14 protein-coding genes and 1 tRNA gene are annotated in these 16,680 nt (G+C 65.9%); 8 read left to right on the plus strand and 7 right to left on the minus strand.

Features of this window, described 5'->3' with window-relative positions; all coding sequences use genetic code 11:
- Window positions 1–10: 10 nt before the first annotated feature.
- A complete protein-coding gene (locus tag F4X41_03300; GenBank protein MYB16051.1) occupies window positions 11–688 on the minus strand; it encodes a sigma-70 family RNA polymerase sigma factor in 678 nt (225 codons plus the stop codon).
- A gap of 306 nt (window positions 689–994) precedes the next feature.
- On the minus strand, window positions 995–2,839 hold the full coding sequence (aspS, locus tag F4X41_03305) for an aspartate--tRNA ligase (GenBank protein MYB16052.1): 1,845 nt from the start codon (window positions 2,837–2,839) through the stop codon (window positions 995–997).
- Here aspS and F4X41_03310 point away from each other — a divergent pair.
- A tRNA-Gly gene (locus F4X41_03310) sits at window positions 2,832–2,905 on the plus strand. The genes aspS and F4X41_03310 overlap by 8 nt on opposite strands.
- A gap of 10 nt (window positions 2,906–2,915) precedes the next feature.
- On the opposite strand, the gene F4X41_03315 is transcribed toward F4X41_03310, so the two are convergent.
- Window positions 2,916–5,183, minus strand: coding sequence for a hypothetical protein (locus tag F4X41_03315; protein MYB16053.1), 2,268 nt, complete (start codon window positions 5,181–5,183; stop codon window positions 2,916–2,918).
- Between the two features lie 247 nt (window positions 5,184–5,430).
- On the opposite strand from F4X41_03315, the gene F4X41_03320 reads away from it, so the two are divergent.
- Both F4X41_03320 and F4X41_03325 read left to right on the plus strand, forming a co-directional pair.
- On the plus strand, window positions 5,431–5,973 hold the full coding sequence (locus tag F4X41_03320; GenBank protein ID MYB16054.1) for a translation initiation factor IF-3: 543 nt from the start codon (window positions 5,431–5,433) through the stop codon (window positions 5,971–5,973).
- Between the two features lie 31 nt (window positions 5,974–6,004).
- Window positions 6,005–6,646, plus strand: a complete 642-nt coding sequence (locus F4X41_03325; protein MYB16055.1) for a hypothetical protein — start codon at window positions 6,005–6,007, stop codon at window positions 6,644–6,646.
- A 106-nt stretch (window positions 6,647–6,752) separates the two neighbouring features.
- Here F4X41_03325 and F4X41_03330 read toward each other — a convergent pair whose 3' ends face one another.
- Complete coding sequence (locus tag F4X41_03330) at window positions 6,753–8,021, minus strand: ATP-binding protein (GenBank protein ID MYB16056.1); 1,269 nt, start codon at window positions 8,019–8,021, stop codon at window positions 6,753–6,755.
- A 255-nt stretch (window positions 8,022–8,276) separates the two neighbouring features.
- Between F4X41_03330 and F4X41_03335 the strand changes: the two genes are divergently transcribed.
- Both F4X41_03335 and F4X41_03340 read left to right on the plus strand, forming a co-directional pair.
- Window positions 8,277–9,224, plus strand: coding sequence for a MoxR family ATPase (locus F4X41_03335; protein MYB16057.1), 948 nt, complete (start codon window positions 8,277–8,279; stop codon window positions 9,222–9,224).
- Between the two features lie 182 nt (window positions 9,225–9,406).
- Window positions 9,407–9,784, plus strand: a complete 378-nt coding sequence (locus F4X41_03340) for a methylated-DNA--[protein]-cysteine S-methyltransferase (protein ID MYB16058.1) — start codon at window positions 9,407–9,409, stop codon at window positions 9,782–9,784.
- Between the two features lie 25 nt (window positions 9,785–9,809).
- On the opposite strand, the gene nadC is transcribed toward F4X41_03340, so the two are convergent.
- Both nadC and nadB read right to left on the minus strand, forming a co-directional pair.
- On the minus strand, window positions 9,810–10,643 hold the full coding sequence (gene nadC, locus F4X41_03345) for a carboxylating nicotinate-nucleotide diphosphorylase (protein ID MYB16059.1): 834 nt from the start codon (window positions 10,641–10,643) through the stop codon (window positions 9,810–9,812).
- Window positions 10,644–10,681: 38 nt separating this feature from the next.
- Complete coding sequence (gene nadB, locus F4X41_03350) at window positions 10,682–12,256, minus strand: L-aspartate oxidase (protein MYB16060.1); 1,575 nt, start codon at window positions 12,254–12,256, stop codon at window positions 10,682–10,684.
- Between the two features lie 65 nt (window positions 12,257–12,321).
- Between nadB and F4X41_03355 the strand changes: the two genes are divergently transcribed.
- Genes F4X41_03355 through F4X41_03365 form a run of 3 tightly spaced genes read left to right on the plus strand, consistent with a single transcriptional unit; the run spans window position 12,322 to window position 16,092 of the window.
- Window positions 12,322–13,281, plus strand: a complete 960-nt coding sequence (locus F4X41_03355) for a MoxR family ATPase (GenBank protein ID MYB16061.1) — start codon at window positions 12,322–12,324, stop codon at window positions 13,279–13,281.
- Window positions 13,278–14,513, plus strand: coding sequence for a DUF58 domain-containing protein (locus F4X41_03360; GenBank protein MYB16062.1), 1,236 nt, complete (start codon window positions 13,278–13,280; stop codon window positions 14,511–14,513). The genes F4X41_03355 and F4X41_03360 overlap by 4 nt, the downstream gene beginning before the upstream one ends.
- Window positions 14,476–16,092, plus strand: coding sequence for a DUF4129 domain-containing protein (locus F4X41_03365; protein ID MYB16063.1), 1,617 nt, complete (start codon window positions 14,476–14,478; stop codon window positions 16,090–16,092). The genes F4X41_03360 and F4X41_03365 overlap by 38 nt, the downstream gene beginning before the upstream one ends.
- Here the strand turns inward: F4X41_03365 and F4X41_03370 are convergent.
- Window positions 16,089–16,619 carry a hypothetical protein gene (locus F4X41_03370; GenBank protein ID MYB16064.1) on the minus strand — a complete coding sequence of 177 codons (531 nt, stop codon included), beginning with the start codon at window positions 16,617–16,619 and terminating at the stop codon, window positions 16,089–16,091. The genes F4X41_03365 and F4X41_03370 overlap by 4 nt on opposite strands.
- Window positions 16,620–16,680 lie beyond the last annotated feature (61 nt).

Here is a 16,680-nt window from a genome sequence, read left to right on the forward strand (position 1 = left end):
TGCACCGGACCTAGTAGCGGGCCACGTCTGAGAGCATTTCGCGCAGGCGCAGCATCCCGGCGCGCGTGCGCGATTTGACGGTGCCGAGCGGGATGCCGGCGGTGGCGGCGATTTCCGACTGGGTCAGTCCGTGGAAGTAGGCGAGTTCGATCACCTGGGCCTGCTCGGCGGGCAATTGTTCGCAAGCCTCGCGCACACGATCGCGCATCTGGGCGCCTATGACCGCCTTCTCGGGGTCGATTGCGTTCTGGTCGATTTCGGCTTCACGCTGCAGCCATTCGCCGGGAATGGTGCGCGGCCGGCTGCGCATCCGGCGCAGTTCGTCAAAGGTCAGGTTGCGACCGATGCGGAGCACCCAGGAGTCGAGTCGGCCGCGATCGGGATCGTAGGTGGAGATCCGCCGCCAAACCCGCACGAAGGTGTCCTGGACAATCTCGTCGGCGACCTCCGGGCCGACCCGCTGACGCGCCATTGCGTGCAGGAGGCCGGCCAGGCGGTCGTAGAGTTCGGCCAGGGCGGCGCCGTCGCGGTCCAGGATTCGCGCCGCCAGTTCGGCGTCGGCGCGCTTGCGGCAACTGGCCTCGTCACGGCAATCATTCTTGGCCGCGGACTGGTCAGTCCGGTGCGGGGAGGCGATTTTCGCCAGGTTGATCATGCGCCGATTCCGCCCTGCAGCCGACCCTTCCATGGTCGCCGAGACTAATCCCTACGTAAGGCTATACGCAATCCCGGCCGGGTCGGATCGAGCGGCCGCGCCACCCCCAAATCAAGACAGGACCCCCCACTGCCGCCGGTGTGCGCCCCTACAGTCCCCGGAATACCAGGTGGGTGCCCGCGGCCGACGGCGACGACTGCGAAAAGCCGTCCCCGCCACCAGCTAAGCTCCCTTCATAGAGCTGTTGGAACCAGCCAAGGGCTACAGATTGCCTTGCGGCGTCGGGAGTCCTGTCGCGCAAATTATGGCCAACCCGGTTCCCAGTCAGGGGCCACCGGCTCAGTCCTTGAGGCGCAGCCCCAGTTCCGCAAGTTGCCCGGCGGCTATCGCGCCGGGCGCCGACTGGGCCAGATCGACTCCGTCCTGAGTCTTGGGGAAAGCGACCACGTCACGGATCGAATCGTTGTCGGAAAGCAGCATCACCAGCCGATCGATTCCGGTAGCGATGCCGCCGTGGGGCGGAGCCCCGAAATCAAATGCGCGCAGCATCGGCCCGAAATTGGCCTCGATCTGTTCGGACGAATAACCGAGCAATTCGAAGACTCTGCGCTGCAGGTCCGCGTCGTGGATACGGATCGATCCGCCGCCCATCTCCCAGCCGTTGCAGACCAAGTCGTACTGCAGCGAAGGCGCCGATGCCGGATCTGATTCAAGCGTGTGCTCGGTCCCGGCCGGCATGCCGCAGAAGGGGTTGTGCGAGAAGGTGAAACCGTCGGCCGTGGCTTCAAGCAGCGGAAACCCGGTTACCCAGCAGAACTCGAGACGGCCTTGGTCGAGCATGCCCAGATGTTTGCCCGCAGCCACCCGCAGCCCGTCCAGGGCGGCATTGGTGACCGAATCCTGGTCGGCGACAATGCCGGCCAAATCGCCCCGTCCGAGATCGAGCCGCTGGGCGATGCGGGCAAGCAGTTCGGCGGGGACGGTCTTGGCCAGCGGGCCCCAGTAACCGGCCTCGCGATCGGCCAACCAGACGACTCCGCGTGCGCCGCGGCCGCGAGCCAACTCGGTCCAATCGTCGAGCTGGCGGCGGGTGAGGGAGGCGCAACCAGGAATTGACAGCGCCCGGACCCGTCCGCCTTCGGCCAGCGCGGTTGCAAACGCGCGGAATCCCGAGTCGGCGGCCAGGTCGGAGATGTCGCGGATTTCGAGGTCGACGCGCAGATCGGGGGCGTCGGTGCCGTACCGGTCGAGGCAGTCGAAGTAGTCGAGCCGCGGGAATGGCTCGGCGAACGACTTTTCCGGCGCCAGGGCGGCGGCGATCTTGCAATAGAGCGATTCAACGAGGCCGATGACGTCTTCGCGGTCGACGAAAGCCATTTCAATGTCCAGCTGGGTAAATTCCACGCTCCGGTCGGCTCGCGGGTCCTCGTCGCGGAAGCACTTGGCGATCTGGAAGTACTTGTCCAATCCGGCAATCATCAACAGCTGTTTCATCTGCTGCGGCGACTGCGGCAAAGCGTAGAACTGTCCTGGGTGCAAGCGTGACGGAACCACGAAATCACGGGCGCCCTCGGGCGTCGACTTGATCAGCAGCGGAGTTTCGATCTCGAGGAAGCCGCGCTCGTCGAGGAAATCGCGCATCAGTTTGACAATCCGATGGCGCAGTTCGAGCACCGCCCGCTGGCCGGGGCGGCGCAGGTCCAGATAGCGGTGCCGCATGCGCAGCGCCGCCCCCGCCGACACCTGGTCGTCGATCGCAAAGGGAGGAGTTTCTGAAGCGTTGACCACTTCCAATTGCTGGGCCAGGACCTCGATCGCGCCGGTGTCCAGGCCCGGGTTGGCGGTGCCCGGCGGGCGCAGCCGGACCTCGCCGCGGACCAGGATCACCCACTCGGCGCGCAGGTCGCCGGCAAGGTCGTGGGCCTTCGGTCCGGTGCTGGGATCGAAAACGATCTGGGTGATCCCGTAGCGGTCGCGCAGGTCGACGAAGGCCAACCCGCCGTGGTCGCGGCGCCGGTGGACCCATCCGCCCAACGTAACTTGCTGGCCAACGTGCTCGGGGCGCAGTCGGCCGCAGTCGAATTCGCGCTTCAGCAAGCCGTCAGTCCGCCTTGCCGGGCGCTGCCGCCGAGGCGGTCGCCGGGCGCGGCCAATAGAATTCCACCCAGCCGTGCCTGCAGGCATAGTTCATCGGTAGAACGCGACCTTCCCAAGGTTGAGAGGCGGGTTCGATTCCCGCTGCCTGCTCCAAAGCCGGGGATCACCCGTCGCCCGCGCGCAACGCCGGAAGCACGAATTCACGCAGCGAATCCGCGCCCAGCACCACCATCGTGCCGGCCGCCTCGTCGACCCACAAACCGCGCACGTCGGAGAAAAAGTCGTCCGACCCGGTGTACAGGAATTGGCGGATGAACCCGCCTTCGCGGCCGGGGCGCTTGTCCAGTTCGACGATGCGCGCGAACGCCGCGTCGACGACGTACAGACTTTCAAGTCGTTGGTCGGTGTATATCAATGTCGGGTCGGTCAGGGGTTTGTCCAGGTCGGAAACATCGAACAGGACCTGCTGCCCGACCCGATAGCGCTGGATCTGATTGTCGCCGAGCAGCAGGTAGACGTCGCCGTCGATAGCCATGTCCACCGCACCGCCGATGTCGACTTCCTGCTCCAGGAACGGAACCGGCGCCAGCTCGTATCCCAGCGTGGTGGGCGTGTACTTGTAGATCTGGTTGGCGTCCGGTTGCAGACGGTACAGGTTGTTCTGGAAGTTGTCGGCGTCGGCCAGATTGCCCCAGGCGGGCGGATCGACCAGGATCAGGCTGGCGCGGTTGTCGTCGTCATCGACGCTCAGAATCACGCCGTCGCGCGAAATGACCTGCAGACCCAGCGGTCTGTCCACCAGCGCGCTGATGGGCAGCCCGGCAAGCGGCGTGCCGTCCAACTGGGTGGCCTGCGGCTGGCCCGCCTCGGAGATTTCGATCAGGCGATTCCCGGTGGCGTCGAGGACGTAGTAGGTCCCCTCGACCACCTCCAGCTGGTTACCGGTCGCGAACCCGACATCGGCGCCGAACTCGCCCAGGACGCGGCTGGTGGCCACCCGATAGACGTGGTTGCGGCGATCTTGCTCGGATTCGATCTGCGCCAGCAGCGCGTCCACGTCCGGCGCGGCGGCTCCCAGCTCCAACGCCAACCGGGCCTGGTTTTCGGCTTCCAGGGCCAGCACCAGCGCCTGGCCGTCATCACTCTGGGCGACCGCATCGCCCAGGATCTGCTGGGCCCGCCCGAACGCCTGGGCGGCCGCCGCAGTCTGCACCGGCGCGGCGGTCGTGGTGGTTAAGGGGACGAAAGGCCCCGGGTCGGGGGTTTCGGCCGCCGGCGGTCGCAGACCGATCAACGCCAGCACCAGCAGCAACAGCGCGACCGCGACGACCAGGATCGCGGCGCCCAGGCCGACCCGGCGCGGTTGCGGGCGCGAGGCCGATACCCCGTTACCGCCCAGGTCGCCGAAACGGCGGCGCGGGGACTCGGGTTGGGCCCCCTCGAGCGGTCGCGGCGGGGATCCCGGCTCGCTCGGGTGCGGGCTTTCCTCGACGTATGATCCGTCGATGGCGATCGGGTCCGGTTCGCCGAAAAGCACTCGCCGCGCTTTCGACCAGACCGTCCGGATGGCCCCGCTTCCGGCCAGCCGGTTCGGGCCGGTGCCCGGCAATCGGACATTCGGCTGGACCGCTGACCGGCGGGCGGCGCGGGCATCGATCAGGGCGCCGCGCTCCTCGTCCTGCAGCAGCGCCTCGACCGGATCCTCAGAGCCCTCCGAGACCGGGCTGCGCTCGGCGATCGGCGGCCGGCGCCAGACGGGAACCTCGATCCGCGACGGTCCTTCGTCGGTGCCGGGAAACGCGGCTAGGGTCGGATCCTGGAGAACCAGAGCGTCACAATCCAGAACCCCGCGCCGGGTCAGCAACAGCACCAGCTGCTGGGCGGTCGCGGACGGGCTGCGGCCGCGCAACAACGTCGAGATTTCAGTGCGAGTGAGCGACCCGCCGGCATGCGAATTGAGCAGGACCAATATGTCGGCGGGTTCGAATGCGGTCGAGTAGTGCTCCACGCCCCGGTCCAGTCGGCCAATGGCCGGGTCAAGTCCGCCGGCGGGCAGCTTGAGAACTTCCTCGTTGCGGTAGAAGCAGGCAAGCGTCGGTGCCAGTTGGAACAAGTGCAGGGAATCTTCGGCGGCCACCGCGACCGTAAAGCCCAGGCGCCGGTCGCCGCTGAAGCGGGCCCGGTCTTCGGCGACGGCCAGTGCCGCGCGGATCGCCAGGGTCATGTTGGCCGCCACCGTATCGCCGGTCTGCCGGTAGTAGCTGGAGACCAGAGCATTGCCGAACTGTTGCCGGACTTCTGAGGAGGCGCCCTCCACCAGCAGATGCATCGACCCGAATCGGCTACGCCGCAATGGCGGATTGATGCTTACGGCGTTGGTCGACGAATTGCTGGGAATGCCGCCGCGCAGCGAGGCTTGCAGGGACTTCACGGCGCGATCGCGTCTCGGCATCGCCCCCTTGGAGCAGACGCGCTAACCCGCTGCAATTGCGCCAAGTCGGTCGCCTCCGACTTCAATTTGCCAGTTGCCGGACCGGTCAGAACGGGGCTCGACCGCGCGGCCAATCGCCTTTTTGGGAGTATTAGTTGGCAATCGTCTGCTATTTTCGCCAATATGGAGTAACAGATAAAGTGCGCCATCATTGGAGCACATTCAACACCAGGAGCGGCCCGACAGCATGAGCACGAAAGAACTTCGCACCAACGATGGCATCAGCCCTCGCGAGGTTCTGTTGATCGACGATCAGAACGAGAAGCTGGGCGTCATGCCCACCGTCAACGCGCTCGCGTTGGCGCGCCAGAAGGGGCTTGATCTGGTCGAAGTGGCACCCAACGCCGTCCCGCCGGTGGCCAAGTTGCTCGATTACGGCAAGTACCGCTACCGGCAGGAGCGCAAGGACCGGAACAGCCGCAAGAACCAGCGATCCGGTGACGTAAAGGAGGTTCGCTTCCGGCCGGTCACCTCCGATCAAGACATCGACACCAAGCTGAAATTGATGTCCAAGTTCCTGGCCAACGGATCAAAGGTCAAGGCCACCGTGCGCATGCGCGGCCGCGAACGCGTCTATCCCGAACTGGCGGCTGAACTCCTCAACAAGGTGGTCACTCGGCTCGACGGCATCGGCCACGTGGAGAACCCGATCTCGTCCGAGAGCAACGGGTCGTTCGCGGTGATCCTGGTGCCCGGTCCCGACCGCGGCTCAGTAGCGCGGAGGCGCTAGCCGGCCGCAACCGCGGTCGTGGCAAGAGCAGGTGCAAGCGCGGCTGGTCTGGTACCGGGAGCAGCGCACTCTGCCCAACGGGCGCGAGCGCATGGTTCGCGTCGCCTGGATAGTCGCCGACGATCCGGAACAGCCGGAAGCCGCGCCGCGGCACCTAGCCTACCTCGGGGCCGACCCGACGATCACCGACCGCCTGCGCGAGGAATTTGCGGCCCTTTACCCGGAGGTCGACGCCGACTGGGACGACCTGGCGCGATCGGCCGAAATCGCACCGACCGACGTGGCCAAGCTCACCTTGGACGAATTGGCCTTCCGGCTCCGGATGATCCTTGGCGAATACGGGTACCTGCTCGACCAGATCGATTTCCGCCTGGGCAAGGGCTGGCGGAGACCGCTGCGCCAGGTCGAGCTGTTTGCGCGCGACGCGGTTGCGGTCGGGCGGTTCGAGCGCACCGCCGGGTCTTTCTACGCCTACCTGTGCCAGAAGCACCCGGAAACCGCTTATGCGCTGCTGAAGATCCGCACCCTGCTGATCGACGGCGAGGAAGCGCTCAAGGCCATGGAGGCGGCGGAACCCGAATTCAAACCGGGTTCGCGTTTCGCGCGTTACCGGGCGCACTGTCGCGAAGTGCTCTCCAAAACCCCTCCCCCTGAACCCGACCTGGAAATCTAGACCGAGTCGCCTGGCCCGCAGCTACGGCACGTCATCGCGGATTGGGCGGATCGGCAAGGAGGCTGACGCACGCTTTGCCCGCCGGGGCCGACACCGGTGGTCCCGGTCAGGCCGTAAGCAGTGCCGCCGGAATCACGCAGACCCCGTCACGCCGACGGTAAGCTTCCGGTCCGGTCGTCACCACGACTGCGTTTGTCAATTCTTCTCCAATCCGATCCTTGAGCCAACGCAGGTGCCTTACATCGCGGTCCGTAACGCTGGCGGACAGCTTTACTTCAATCGCTGTCAACCGGCCGTCCAGGCCTTGCACGATCAGGTCGACTTCGTGTTCCCCGCTATGCGTCCGAAGGTGAAACACTTTCGCCTCGCAAGCTTGCGCGTACACCCGAACTGACAACGTCACCAGCGATTGAAAAAGAGCGCCGAGCAGGCTGCCTTCGCGGGCAACCGAGGGAATTCCGGCGCGACCCGCGAGCAGCCCGTCAGCCGTTATATCCAGCAGGCGCGCCGCCAGCGCCGGGTCGACCATCTGGTGAACGGGAGCTGACGCAAGTCGCCGCAGCCGGTTGCGCGTCGGCGACCAAGCCGGGACCGGTTCGATCAACCACATCCCCGCCAGCGCGGCCCGGTACACCTGGGTGGTCGCTTTGGTCGGCTTTGCGATTTCGCCCGGTGACGCCGCGTCGCGGATCCGCTCGAACGCGGCGGTGGTTGACGTTGCGGCCGCATAGGCGGCCATCCACCGGCGAAGGAGTTCCCGGTCCCTGATTGTGCGGCCTTGCTCGTGGACATGGTGATCGGTAATTCGTTCCAGATACCCGTCCAGGTATGCGCGCGCCGCGCGGCCGGACCGCCCGCGAATGGCCGGGAATCCCGAGGCGGTGATTTGCTCCGCGTAATCTGCTAGCCGAAGTCGAGAGGTGCCGCCGATTGGCGATTCGCGTCCGCTCAGAAGATCGCCCAACCGGATGGTAGGGGTGCACAAACCCCGTTCGGCGAGTGACAACGGTCGCATCCGCACCGTCACTATCCTGCCCGCCCCGGTGTGGGTAGGCGCCTTGGCGGGAGTCGCCGATCCGGTCAACAAGAACTTGGGCGAAAAAGGATCGGCGTCAACCGCGCGGCGCACGATGTCCCAGGAAACCGGAAGCCGCTGCCACTCGTCGATCAAGATCGGAGGGGCACCGGCAGCCAGTCGCGTCGGATCGGCCGACAAAACGTCAAATTGCGCGGGGTCGTCCAGCCGGTGTACGGTTCGGGAGCGCCGCAGTGCGGATTCGGTCTTGCCGACGGCGCGCGCGCCCTCGATAGCAATAGCCGGTAGTTCGGCGCAAAGGGTGTCGAGCTCGCCGTCTACTATTCGCGGTAAGTACATTTCGTTGGCGATTGGGAGCCAGCTTGCGCTCCCAAAATAGTACCATAACGACGGCTTTTATATTACTTAATCGACGGGCCTTTGAATACCTAAGCGACGTATCAAACGGGCAATCCGAATGGCGGATCGAGGCTTTCAATCACCCGGCGATCATGATCCGGGCCAGATAGCCGCCCGTTCCGGATCGTGCTGCGCGCCCTGGGCGGCCCGCAACCAATAAAATCGCCCGGCGCGATTCCCTGACAACTGGATAGCATGGCGTCCCAAACTGACCTTGCCCGCCGCGTGATCGAAAACGTTGAGCGGGTCATCCTCGGCAAGCGAGCCGAGGTCGAACTCGTCCTGGTGGCCCTGATCAGCCAGGGTCACGTCCTTATCGAGGACGTTCCGGGGGTCGGGAAGACGACGCTGGCCAAAGCATTCGCGCAATCGATCGGCAGCACTTTTTCCCGAATTCAATTCACACCCGACATGCTGCCCTCGGATATCGCCGGGGTGTCGATTTACAACCAAAAGACCCAGGAATTCGAGTTCCGGGCCGGCCCCATCCAAGCGCAAATAGTGCTGGCCGACGAGGTCAATCGCGCCACGCCCAAGACCCAATCCGCGCTGCTCGAAGCCATGGACGAACGGCAAGTCACGGTGGACGGGGCCTCCTACCCGCTTCCGAGTCCGTTCCTGGTAATGGCCACCGAAAACCCGATCGAATACGAAGGCACGTTCCCGTTGCCGGAATCGCAGCTGGATCGGTTCTTCATGCGAATCACCCTTGGATACGCCGACCGCGAAGCCGAGCTCGCAATAATCGACTCGCAGCTCCATTCCCATCCGATCGACGAGGTCGGACAGGTGATCAGCGCCGCCGAACTCGAAGCTGCTCAGGCCGCAGTCCGCAACGTCTACGTGGACGCGCGGGTTCGGGAGTACCTGGTCGACGTGGTCCGAAACACTCGCTCGCACCCCGACCTTTATCTGGGCGGAAGCACGCGGGCGGCCCTGGCCCTGTTCCGCGGAGCGCAGGCCCTGGCTGAATTGCGCGGCCGCGACTACGTGGTCCCCGACGATGTCAAGTACCTGGCCGAGCCGGTTCTGGCACATCGCCTAATCACGTCACCGGCAGCGCGGATCCGCAACCTCGACACCCGCACCACCGTCGCCGAAATCCTCGATACGGTGGCCGTCCCGGGAGCATCGGCAGCCTGACCGCGACAAACGCTGCTGCGCGGCGACCGGCCGCCGACGTTGCGTCAACGATTGACTCAGCCGGCGTGGCCGCTGTCCGGGTGCGCGATTGGGGTTGGTGCGCGGTCTCGGCCAGCACCGCCGGGGTATGTGGCGCGGTCATCGGGGCCGATGACAAGCGTGCGGCCGTGAGCAGCGTCGAAATGGCCCTCGCGAGTCGGATTCCGAGTCCCGCCAACGCGCGCCGCGGGCTTGCAGCGCTCGAGTCCCGGCTGCGCGGGAGTCGGGACGAGCCAGTAAAGCTGGATTTGGCAGGCACCGAGTTTCAACGCGAAGTGTGGCGCGCCCTCGCCAAGATCGAATCGGGCGAAACGGTAACTTACGGGGGCTTGGCGGACCGGATTGGAAGGACCCGTACTAGCGCCCGCGCGGTGGGATCTGCGGTCGGGGCTAACCCGGTTCCGGTGCTCGTCCCCTGCCACCGGGTGCTGCCGGCCGGCGGCGGCACCGGCAATTACCGCCTCGGGCCGGCCCTCAAGCACAAGCTGCTGGCCGCCGAACGCGGCGGGCGGGCTCCCTGATACATGGCAGCGAACGCCGTGGCCGTCAGTCGCCGGTGCCCAGGCTGACGTCCAGTGCCGGCGCCGAATGGGTTATCGCGCCGACCGAGACGTAATCGACGCCGCTGGCGGCAACCGCGGCGACGTTTTCCAGGGTCACCCCGCCGGATGCTTCGAGTTCGCAGCGGCCAGCGACCAAATCCACCATCTCCGCCAGGCGATCGGGGGTCATGTTGTCGAGCAGTACCATGCCGACGCCGCATTCGAGACATTCCCGGACCTGAGTCGGTGTATCGCATTCGATCTCGATCTGGCCGGGCGACCAGCCGGTTCGCGCCAGGGCATCGACCGCGGCCCTGATCGAACCGGCGGCGGCGATGTGGTTGTCCTTCACCAGCACCGCGTCGAAAAGTCCGATGCGGTGATTGTGCCCGCCGCCGCAACGGACCGCGTACTTGTCCAGGTAGCGGGTGCCCAACCCTGTCTTGCGGGTGTCGAGCAACTTGGCATTGCTGCCCGCGATCGCCGCAACGAACCGCGACGTCAGCGTCGCGATGCCACTTAGCCGTCCCAGCAGATTCAATGCCACCCGCTCGCCTTCGAGGATCGAACGAACCGAACCTGAGACCTCGAGCAGGACATCGCCGGTCCGCAGTCGCGATCCCTCGGGAGTCGGCAGCCCAATCTCGAGATCCGGGTCGTGGGTCAGCAGCAGTGCCGCCGCCAACGGCGCGCCGGCCAGAACCCCGCCGCGCTTGGCGCGGACCTTGAAGGAGTCCCTCTGGTCGCGCCGGAACACCGCTGCCGAAGTCACGTCGCCGGAGCCTATGTCCTCGGCCAGGACGAGTTCAAGGAATGAAATGACCGGGCCCGGGTCCAGCCCGCAGGCGCGGACATGAGCAGCTGCGTCCGGCACGGTCACCCGGCCTTCCGGGCAAGGCGGTAGGAGTTGGCGACCGCCTGTCCCGGGTCGGTACCCGGGTGGTCGCTGCGGAAGTGGGTTCCGCGGCTCTCGGTGCGGTCCAGGGCGGCGCGGGCGGACATCATGCCGACAACGGCAAGGTTGGCCGATTCCTGGTCGGCCCGGTCCGTTGCCGCCGGGCGGGCGGCCATGCGGGCCAATTCGGCCGAGGCCCTGGCCAGGCCGTCGCCGCTCCGGAATATCCCGACATCACGCCACATCACCTCCTGCAAGCGGGGACGCTCAAAGTCCATCGGGCGGGCATCGACCGCGATCGGCCGGGCCGGTGTGAACTCCCAGCCCCGCCAGTCGGCGTCGCTGGTCACCAGTTCGGCAACGCGACGGGCGAACACCACCGCCTCAAGCAGCGAATTCGACGCAAGGCGGTTCGCGCCGTGGGCGCCGGTCGAGGCGGTTTCGCCGGCCGCGTAGAGACCGGGCAGACTGCTGCGACCAAAGTCGTCGGTACGTATCCCCCCAATCAGATAGTGGGCGACCGGCGACACCGGGACCGGCTCCCGGTCCATGTCGAGCCCGAATTCGTCTAGCGTCCGCCACAGCGCCGCGAACTGAACCGACGGCGGTCCGCCGGAAATTCCGCGGGCGTCGAGGAGGACGCCGCCGGGACCTGTTTGCAGCAATCGGCGGGCAATCGCGCGCGCCACCACGTCGCGGGGAGCCAGTTCGGCCCGCTCGTCGGCGCCGGCCAGGAATCTCCGTCCGGAGCGGTCGACGACCGTGGCCCCGGATCCGCGAAGGGCCTCCGAGAGGAGGTGCGCCGGACGGCCCGGCATGTCGAGCGCGGTCGGATGGAACTGCATGAATTCGAGATTGGTTACGACCGCGCCGGCGCGGAGCGCGGCCGCGATTCCGTCGCCGGTGGCGATCGATGGGTTCGAGGTCCGCGCGTACAACCGGCCGGCGCCGCCGGTGGCCAGCACCGTTACCGGCGCCCGGCATTCGAATTGCTCGCCGCTTTCGGTAGCCAGCACGCGCGCGCCGCGGCAGCGCCCGCCTTCGACCAGCAGATCCAGCATCTGGGCGTTTTCGATGATCTCGATAGCGCTGGAACGCGCGGCCGCCGATAGCGCGGTCTGGATGGCGAGCCCGGTGGCGGCGCCGCCGGAATGCAGGATGCGCGGCACCGAATGGGCCGCTTCCAAGCCTCGCGCCAGCTGGTCGCCGTGGGTATCGAAAGAGACTCCGTGCGCGATTAGCTCGGTTATGGCGTCACGAGCGCTGTTGACCAGGGCGCGGACCGCAGAGCGATTTGAGATTGCGGCCCCGACGCTGATCGTGTCCTGGAAGTGTCGGTCGGGCGAATCGTCGGTGCCGAGCGCGGCCGCGATTCCCCCCTGGGCGTAATAAGTGTTGGATTCGTCAATCGTGGCCTTGGTGATAATCAAGACACGCAGGTGGGGTGCCGAGGCCAGCGCCGCCACCAACCCGGCCAGGCCAGTGCCTACGATCAGCAGATCGCATTCGCGCATTTGCTGGACAGGTCGATTGGTCTGTGAATCTTCGGCTGGCATCGCTCAGGCATCGCGCGCAGTTCGACCCCCAACCATTGGGGTTTCCCGCACACGAGAGTGCAACATTGAATCCGCAACATTTTCAGCTTTTCGCTGAACGCGTCACCGACAACGTTTCCAAGGTGGTGATCGGCAAGCGCGCAGAAATCGAGCGCGTGCTGATCGCGCTGCTCTGCCGCGGCCACGTCCTGCTGGAGGACGTTCCCGGGACCGGCAAGACGATGTTTGCGCGCGCGCTGGCGGTATCGCTCGGCGGGAACTTCGCCCGCATCCAATTCACCCCGGACCTGCTGCCCAACGACATCACCGGAGTGGCGGTGTTTGACTCGGCGAACCTGCGGTTCGACTATCGGCCCGGTCCAGTGTTTACCAACGTCCTGCTGGCCGATGAAATCAACCGGGCAACGCCGCGAACCCAGGCGGCGATGCTCGAGTGCATGGGCGAGCGACAGATTTCGATCGAGGGCCAGACCCGACCACTGCCCGACCCGTTCATGGTGCTGGCCACCCAGAATCCGGTCGAGTTCGAGGGGACGTTCCCCCTCCCCGAAGCCCAGCTGGACCGTTTCTTCATGCGCACCGCGCTCGGCTATCCGCAGCCTTCCGAAGAGGTTTCGATCCTCTACAGCCAGCGCTCCGGCCACCCGATCGAATCGCTGTCGGCGGTCGCCGAGCTGGACGAGCTCAAATCACTTCAGGACCAGGTGGGTCAGGTCCATGTCGAGGATTCGGTGGCCGACTACCTCGTCGGGCTAATCAACATGGTGCGCGCCCACCCGGCGGTATCGATCGGCGCCAGCACCCGCGCTGCGCTGGCCCTGTTCCAGGCCGCCCAGGCCAAGGCGGTCCTCTCCGGCGAGAACTTCGCTACCCCGGACGACGTCAAGGAAATCGCGCCGTTCATCCTCACTCACCGACTGTTGCTCGAACCGGATTCGGTCGTGCGCGGGGTCACCCCGGCCCAGGTAGTCGACCAGGTCCTGGGGACCGCGGAAGTCGAACTGGCGCCGGCCGCCGCCTCGTGATCACCGCGGTCTTCGTGGCCCTGGCCCTCGCGGTCGTGGCCCTGGCCTCGCGGCTGTCGGATTTCTTCCTGCTGGCCTACCTTTTCATCGGCCTGTACCTGGCCAATCTGGCCTGGATTCGGCTGGCCGGGCCCGGTCTGCGGGTTCGACGCGAATTCCAGAAGCGTTCATTCCTGGGAGAGAGCTCAACCGTCGAACTGGTGGTCGAAAACCGCAACTGGCTGCCGGTCCCATGGCTGAACCTGAACGAGCAGATCCCGGTGGAACTGGGGCACCGCGACGCCTTGAACCTGGCCGTGGCGCTGCCGCCGCGGGCGGAACGGCGCTACCGCTACGAAATCACCGGCGGGCAGCGCGGCGTCTATCTGCTCGGTCCGCTGGAAATCTCCTACGGCGACGTGTTCGGAATCCACCGCCGCGAAGCCAGAATCCGCGAAGGCGAACGCAAGTACGTTTACCCGCGAATCATCCCGATTCCCGATCTGGGCCTGCCGTCGACGACGCCAATGGGGACCGAACGGTCGGCGGTGCGCATTTACGAAGACCCGAGCCGGGTGGCGGGGGTACGCGAGTACACACCCTCCGACAGCCCGAGGCTGATCAACTGGAAGGCGTCGGCGGCGCGCGGGCAACTCCTTGTCCGGCAGCTGCAACCCGCCGTCAGCCATGAGGTCCTTATTGTCGTGGACCTAAATCCGAACGAGTATTCCAGCGGTTGGGCGCCGTACGCCAGCGAGCTTTCGATTACCGGGGCGGCGTCGTTTGCCAACAATCTGATCGAGCGCCGCCAGGCGGTCGGCCTGATCGTAAACGGACTAGACCGGAACGAAGAGATCTCAAGACCGGCCGCCCAGCTGGCCATGCGCACCCGCCAGTTGCGCAACCCCAGCGTCCCCATCGGGCGCGGACGGCGCCACCTGATGGGAATCCTGGAGATGCTGGCGAGGTCGGCGATGCTGCCGCGCGCTGATTTTTCAGCCCAAGTCCGCAACCACCTGGCGCGGCTGAGTTTCGGCTCCACGATAGTCATGTTTGCCGGGGGCCGAACCAACCATTTGCCGATGCTTAAGCGCATGCAGCGCCAGGGTCACAAGGTGATGGTCATCTATTCCGACCCCGAACACGCCGCTGCGGCCCAGGCCAAGGCCAGCAGCGTCGCAATCAACGCGTTTGTGGCCACCGACCGGGAGGACTATGCAAATTGGGGCCGCCGGCTCCGGCCGGCTTCTTGAACGTTACGCCCTAAGCGCGCTGCTGGTGGCCCTAGTCGCCACCTTCATGATCAACTTCGCGTTCTTGAGTTGGCAGTTCACCAGCGAACCGGTTTTCGCTTTCACCACCGCCATTACGACGGTGGCTATTTTTGGCCTGCGCCTGCACATGACCGCCATTGCCGACCGCGACGTGCGAGCGCCGGTCACCTGGCGGGACTGGATGGGTTTCACTCTGCCGGCGATGGCGGTAATTCGGATCCTGACCGGCGCATTCGTGGGCCTGGATCCCGGCGCCGGATTCGATCCATTGTTCGCCGGATTGCGGGACATCCTCTTTTCGCTCGAGTCGCTGGTGCTCTTCGGCGCCCTCTCGGCGGCATGGTTCACCGCCGCGGCCATGGCCGATTCGGTCAATTCACTCTGCTACGTGGAAGACAAGAGCCCGCCGCCGCGCGATACCGCCGATTTCTACACCTGGCAGGCGATGCGCGCGCTCGTCATTCCACGTAACCAGGCGGTCGAACGAATACGCGTCGGAGCGCTGATCGGGGCGATCCTGGTCGCGACGATTGCCGCCATATTGATTCTTCTGCCGACCGCGCTGCGCGGCGAGGGTGCGGCGGTCATACAACGGGCCGTGCAGCTCCCGGTTGTATTCGCCTATTTCCTATTCATGTTCGCGACTCTGAGCTTTGCCAATTACGCCCGCAACAGGGCCGGCTGGAGCGAGGCCGGCACCCACGTGTCGGACGCGGTCGCCCCGGTTTGGCTGCGGACGAGCGCGTTGGTAATCGGCCTCGGCCTGCTGGTCGCCAGCTTGCTGCCGGCGTTCTTCATTCCCAACATGGAATATTTCGGCGGTTACCTGCTCAAGGGCGTGGTGATCGCCTGGCAGATCGTCACCCTCCCGGTATTCCTGGTGATGGCCGTGCTAAGTTTCCTGGCATCGCTGATATTCGGACAAATCGACGATGCCCTGGTCACCGACACCGCGCGCGGCGAGGTGCAGATGTTCGGCCAGACCGTCGATTCGATCACGTACACCTACATGCAGGGACTTTTCGTGTTTACCCTGCTGACCGTCGCGCTTTATTTCATCTATCGTCGCGCGTTTGCCACCGGTCGGCCCGGCCGCGGGTCCCGCTACATGGATTTCTTCCAAATGCTGCTGGGTTTCCTGTGGTCCCTGCTGCGTTCGCTGGCGGTCGCGCCCTATGCGCTTGGTAAGGCCGGCGCGAAGGTAGTGGCCGAAAAGATTGCGGCGGCCCAGTCGCGGAACGTCCCCAGCGCCGCGCCGCTGCCGGCGACCAACCTTGACCGGCTCTGGGAAGCGTTCGCCGAAGTCATCGCCGCCGCCGAGCGGGTGCAGGTGTTCCGGCCGCCAAGCCTGACGGCGCGGGAATTCGGGCAGCGGCTGATCGATCAGTTGGGGATCGAACCCGAACCGGTGGCCGCGGCGGCGGACGCGTTCAATAGGGCACGCTACGACCCGCTGCAAGTGTCCGCCGCCGCGGTCGAGGACATGCGGGTCTTGCGCGACCAAATCTGCGGCGCGATCGAAACGCGCCGCGGGGAATCGGCGGGGCCGGAAGACTAGCGCTCGCCGCGCGGGCGGGCTCCGGTACGCCCCCGCTGGCCGCCCAGGTATCGCTCCAGGGTCGGATGCAGCGCACGGCGCTGGACGTCGGTCAGGTACAGCATCAGGCCGCGGCCGCTTCCGGACGGGTTCAGCCGGGCCCCGGCGGCGGTGTAGTGGTAGGAGGAGAATTCGCCCCACTCGCGCAGGCCGCCGGACCCGACCGCTACCCCCTCCTCGAAGAAGTGATAGCGCATCGGAAGCATGATCATCACCACCGTTCCCAGCAGGATCAGGAACGAATAGAGACCGTATTGGCTGGAATTGAGCGCATCCAGGCCCGGCAATGCCGCCACGCTGTTGATCGCCAGGATCCCGAGTACGTGCCAGCGCAGCACGAGAACGCGCTGCATGAATCCCAGGCGGATGTAGAAGACCTGGACGCCGCGGGCACGGGCCGCAAACGGATTGGCCAGGGTGACGAACGTGAACACGAGCAAGCCGCCGGCCGGCACGATGATCAATAGCGGTTGCACCGAATCGTCCACGCAGGTCACCCGTCTGAAATTGGCGCGATTACCCCACCAATTGTGGCAACCTGACGCACCA

This window comes from Chloroflexota bacterium, from assembly GCA_009840625.1.
Classification (GTDB): Bacteria; Chloroflexota; UBA11872; order UBA11872; family VXNJ01; genus VXNJ01.

Bases quoted from the DNA above. Each gene is read 5' to 3' on its own strand.
- F4X41_03300 (MYB16051.1), bottom strand. From the start codon at position 688: ATGGAAGGGTCGGCTGCAGGGCGGAATCGGCGCATGATCAACCTGGCG.
- aspS (MYB16052.1), bottom strand. From the start codon at position 2,839: ATGCCTGCAGGCACGGCTGGGTGGAATTCTATTGGCCGCGCCCGGCGA.
- F4X41_03320 (MYB16054.1), top strand. From the start codon at position 5,431: ATGAGCACGAAAGAACTTCGCACCAACGATGGCATCAGCCCTCGCGAG.
- F4X41_03330 (MYB16056.1), bottom strand. From the start codon at position 8,021: ATGTACTTACCGCGAATAGTAGACGGCGAGCTCGACACCCTTTGCGCC.
- F4X41_03335 (MYB16057.1), top strand. From the start codon at position 8,277: ATGGCGTCCCAAACTGACCTTGCCCGCCGCGTGATCGAAAACGTTGAG.
- F4X41_03340 (MYB16058.1), top strand. From the start codon at position 9,407: ATGGCCCTCGCGAGTCGGATTCCGAGTCCCGCCAACGCGCGCCGCGGG.
- nadB (MYB16060.1), bottom strand. From the start codon at position 12,256: ATGCCAGCCGAAGATTCACAGACCAATCGACCTGTCCAGCAAATGCGC.
- F4X41_03365 (MYB16063.1), top strand. From the start codon at position 14,476: ATGCAAATTGGGGCCGCCGGCTCCGGCCGGCTTCTTGAACGTTACGCC.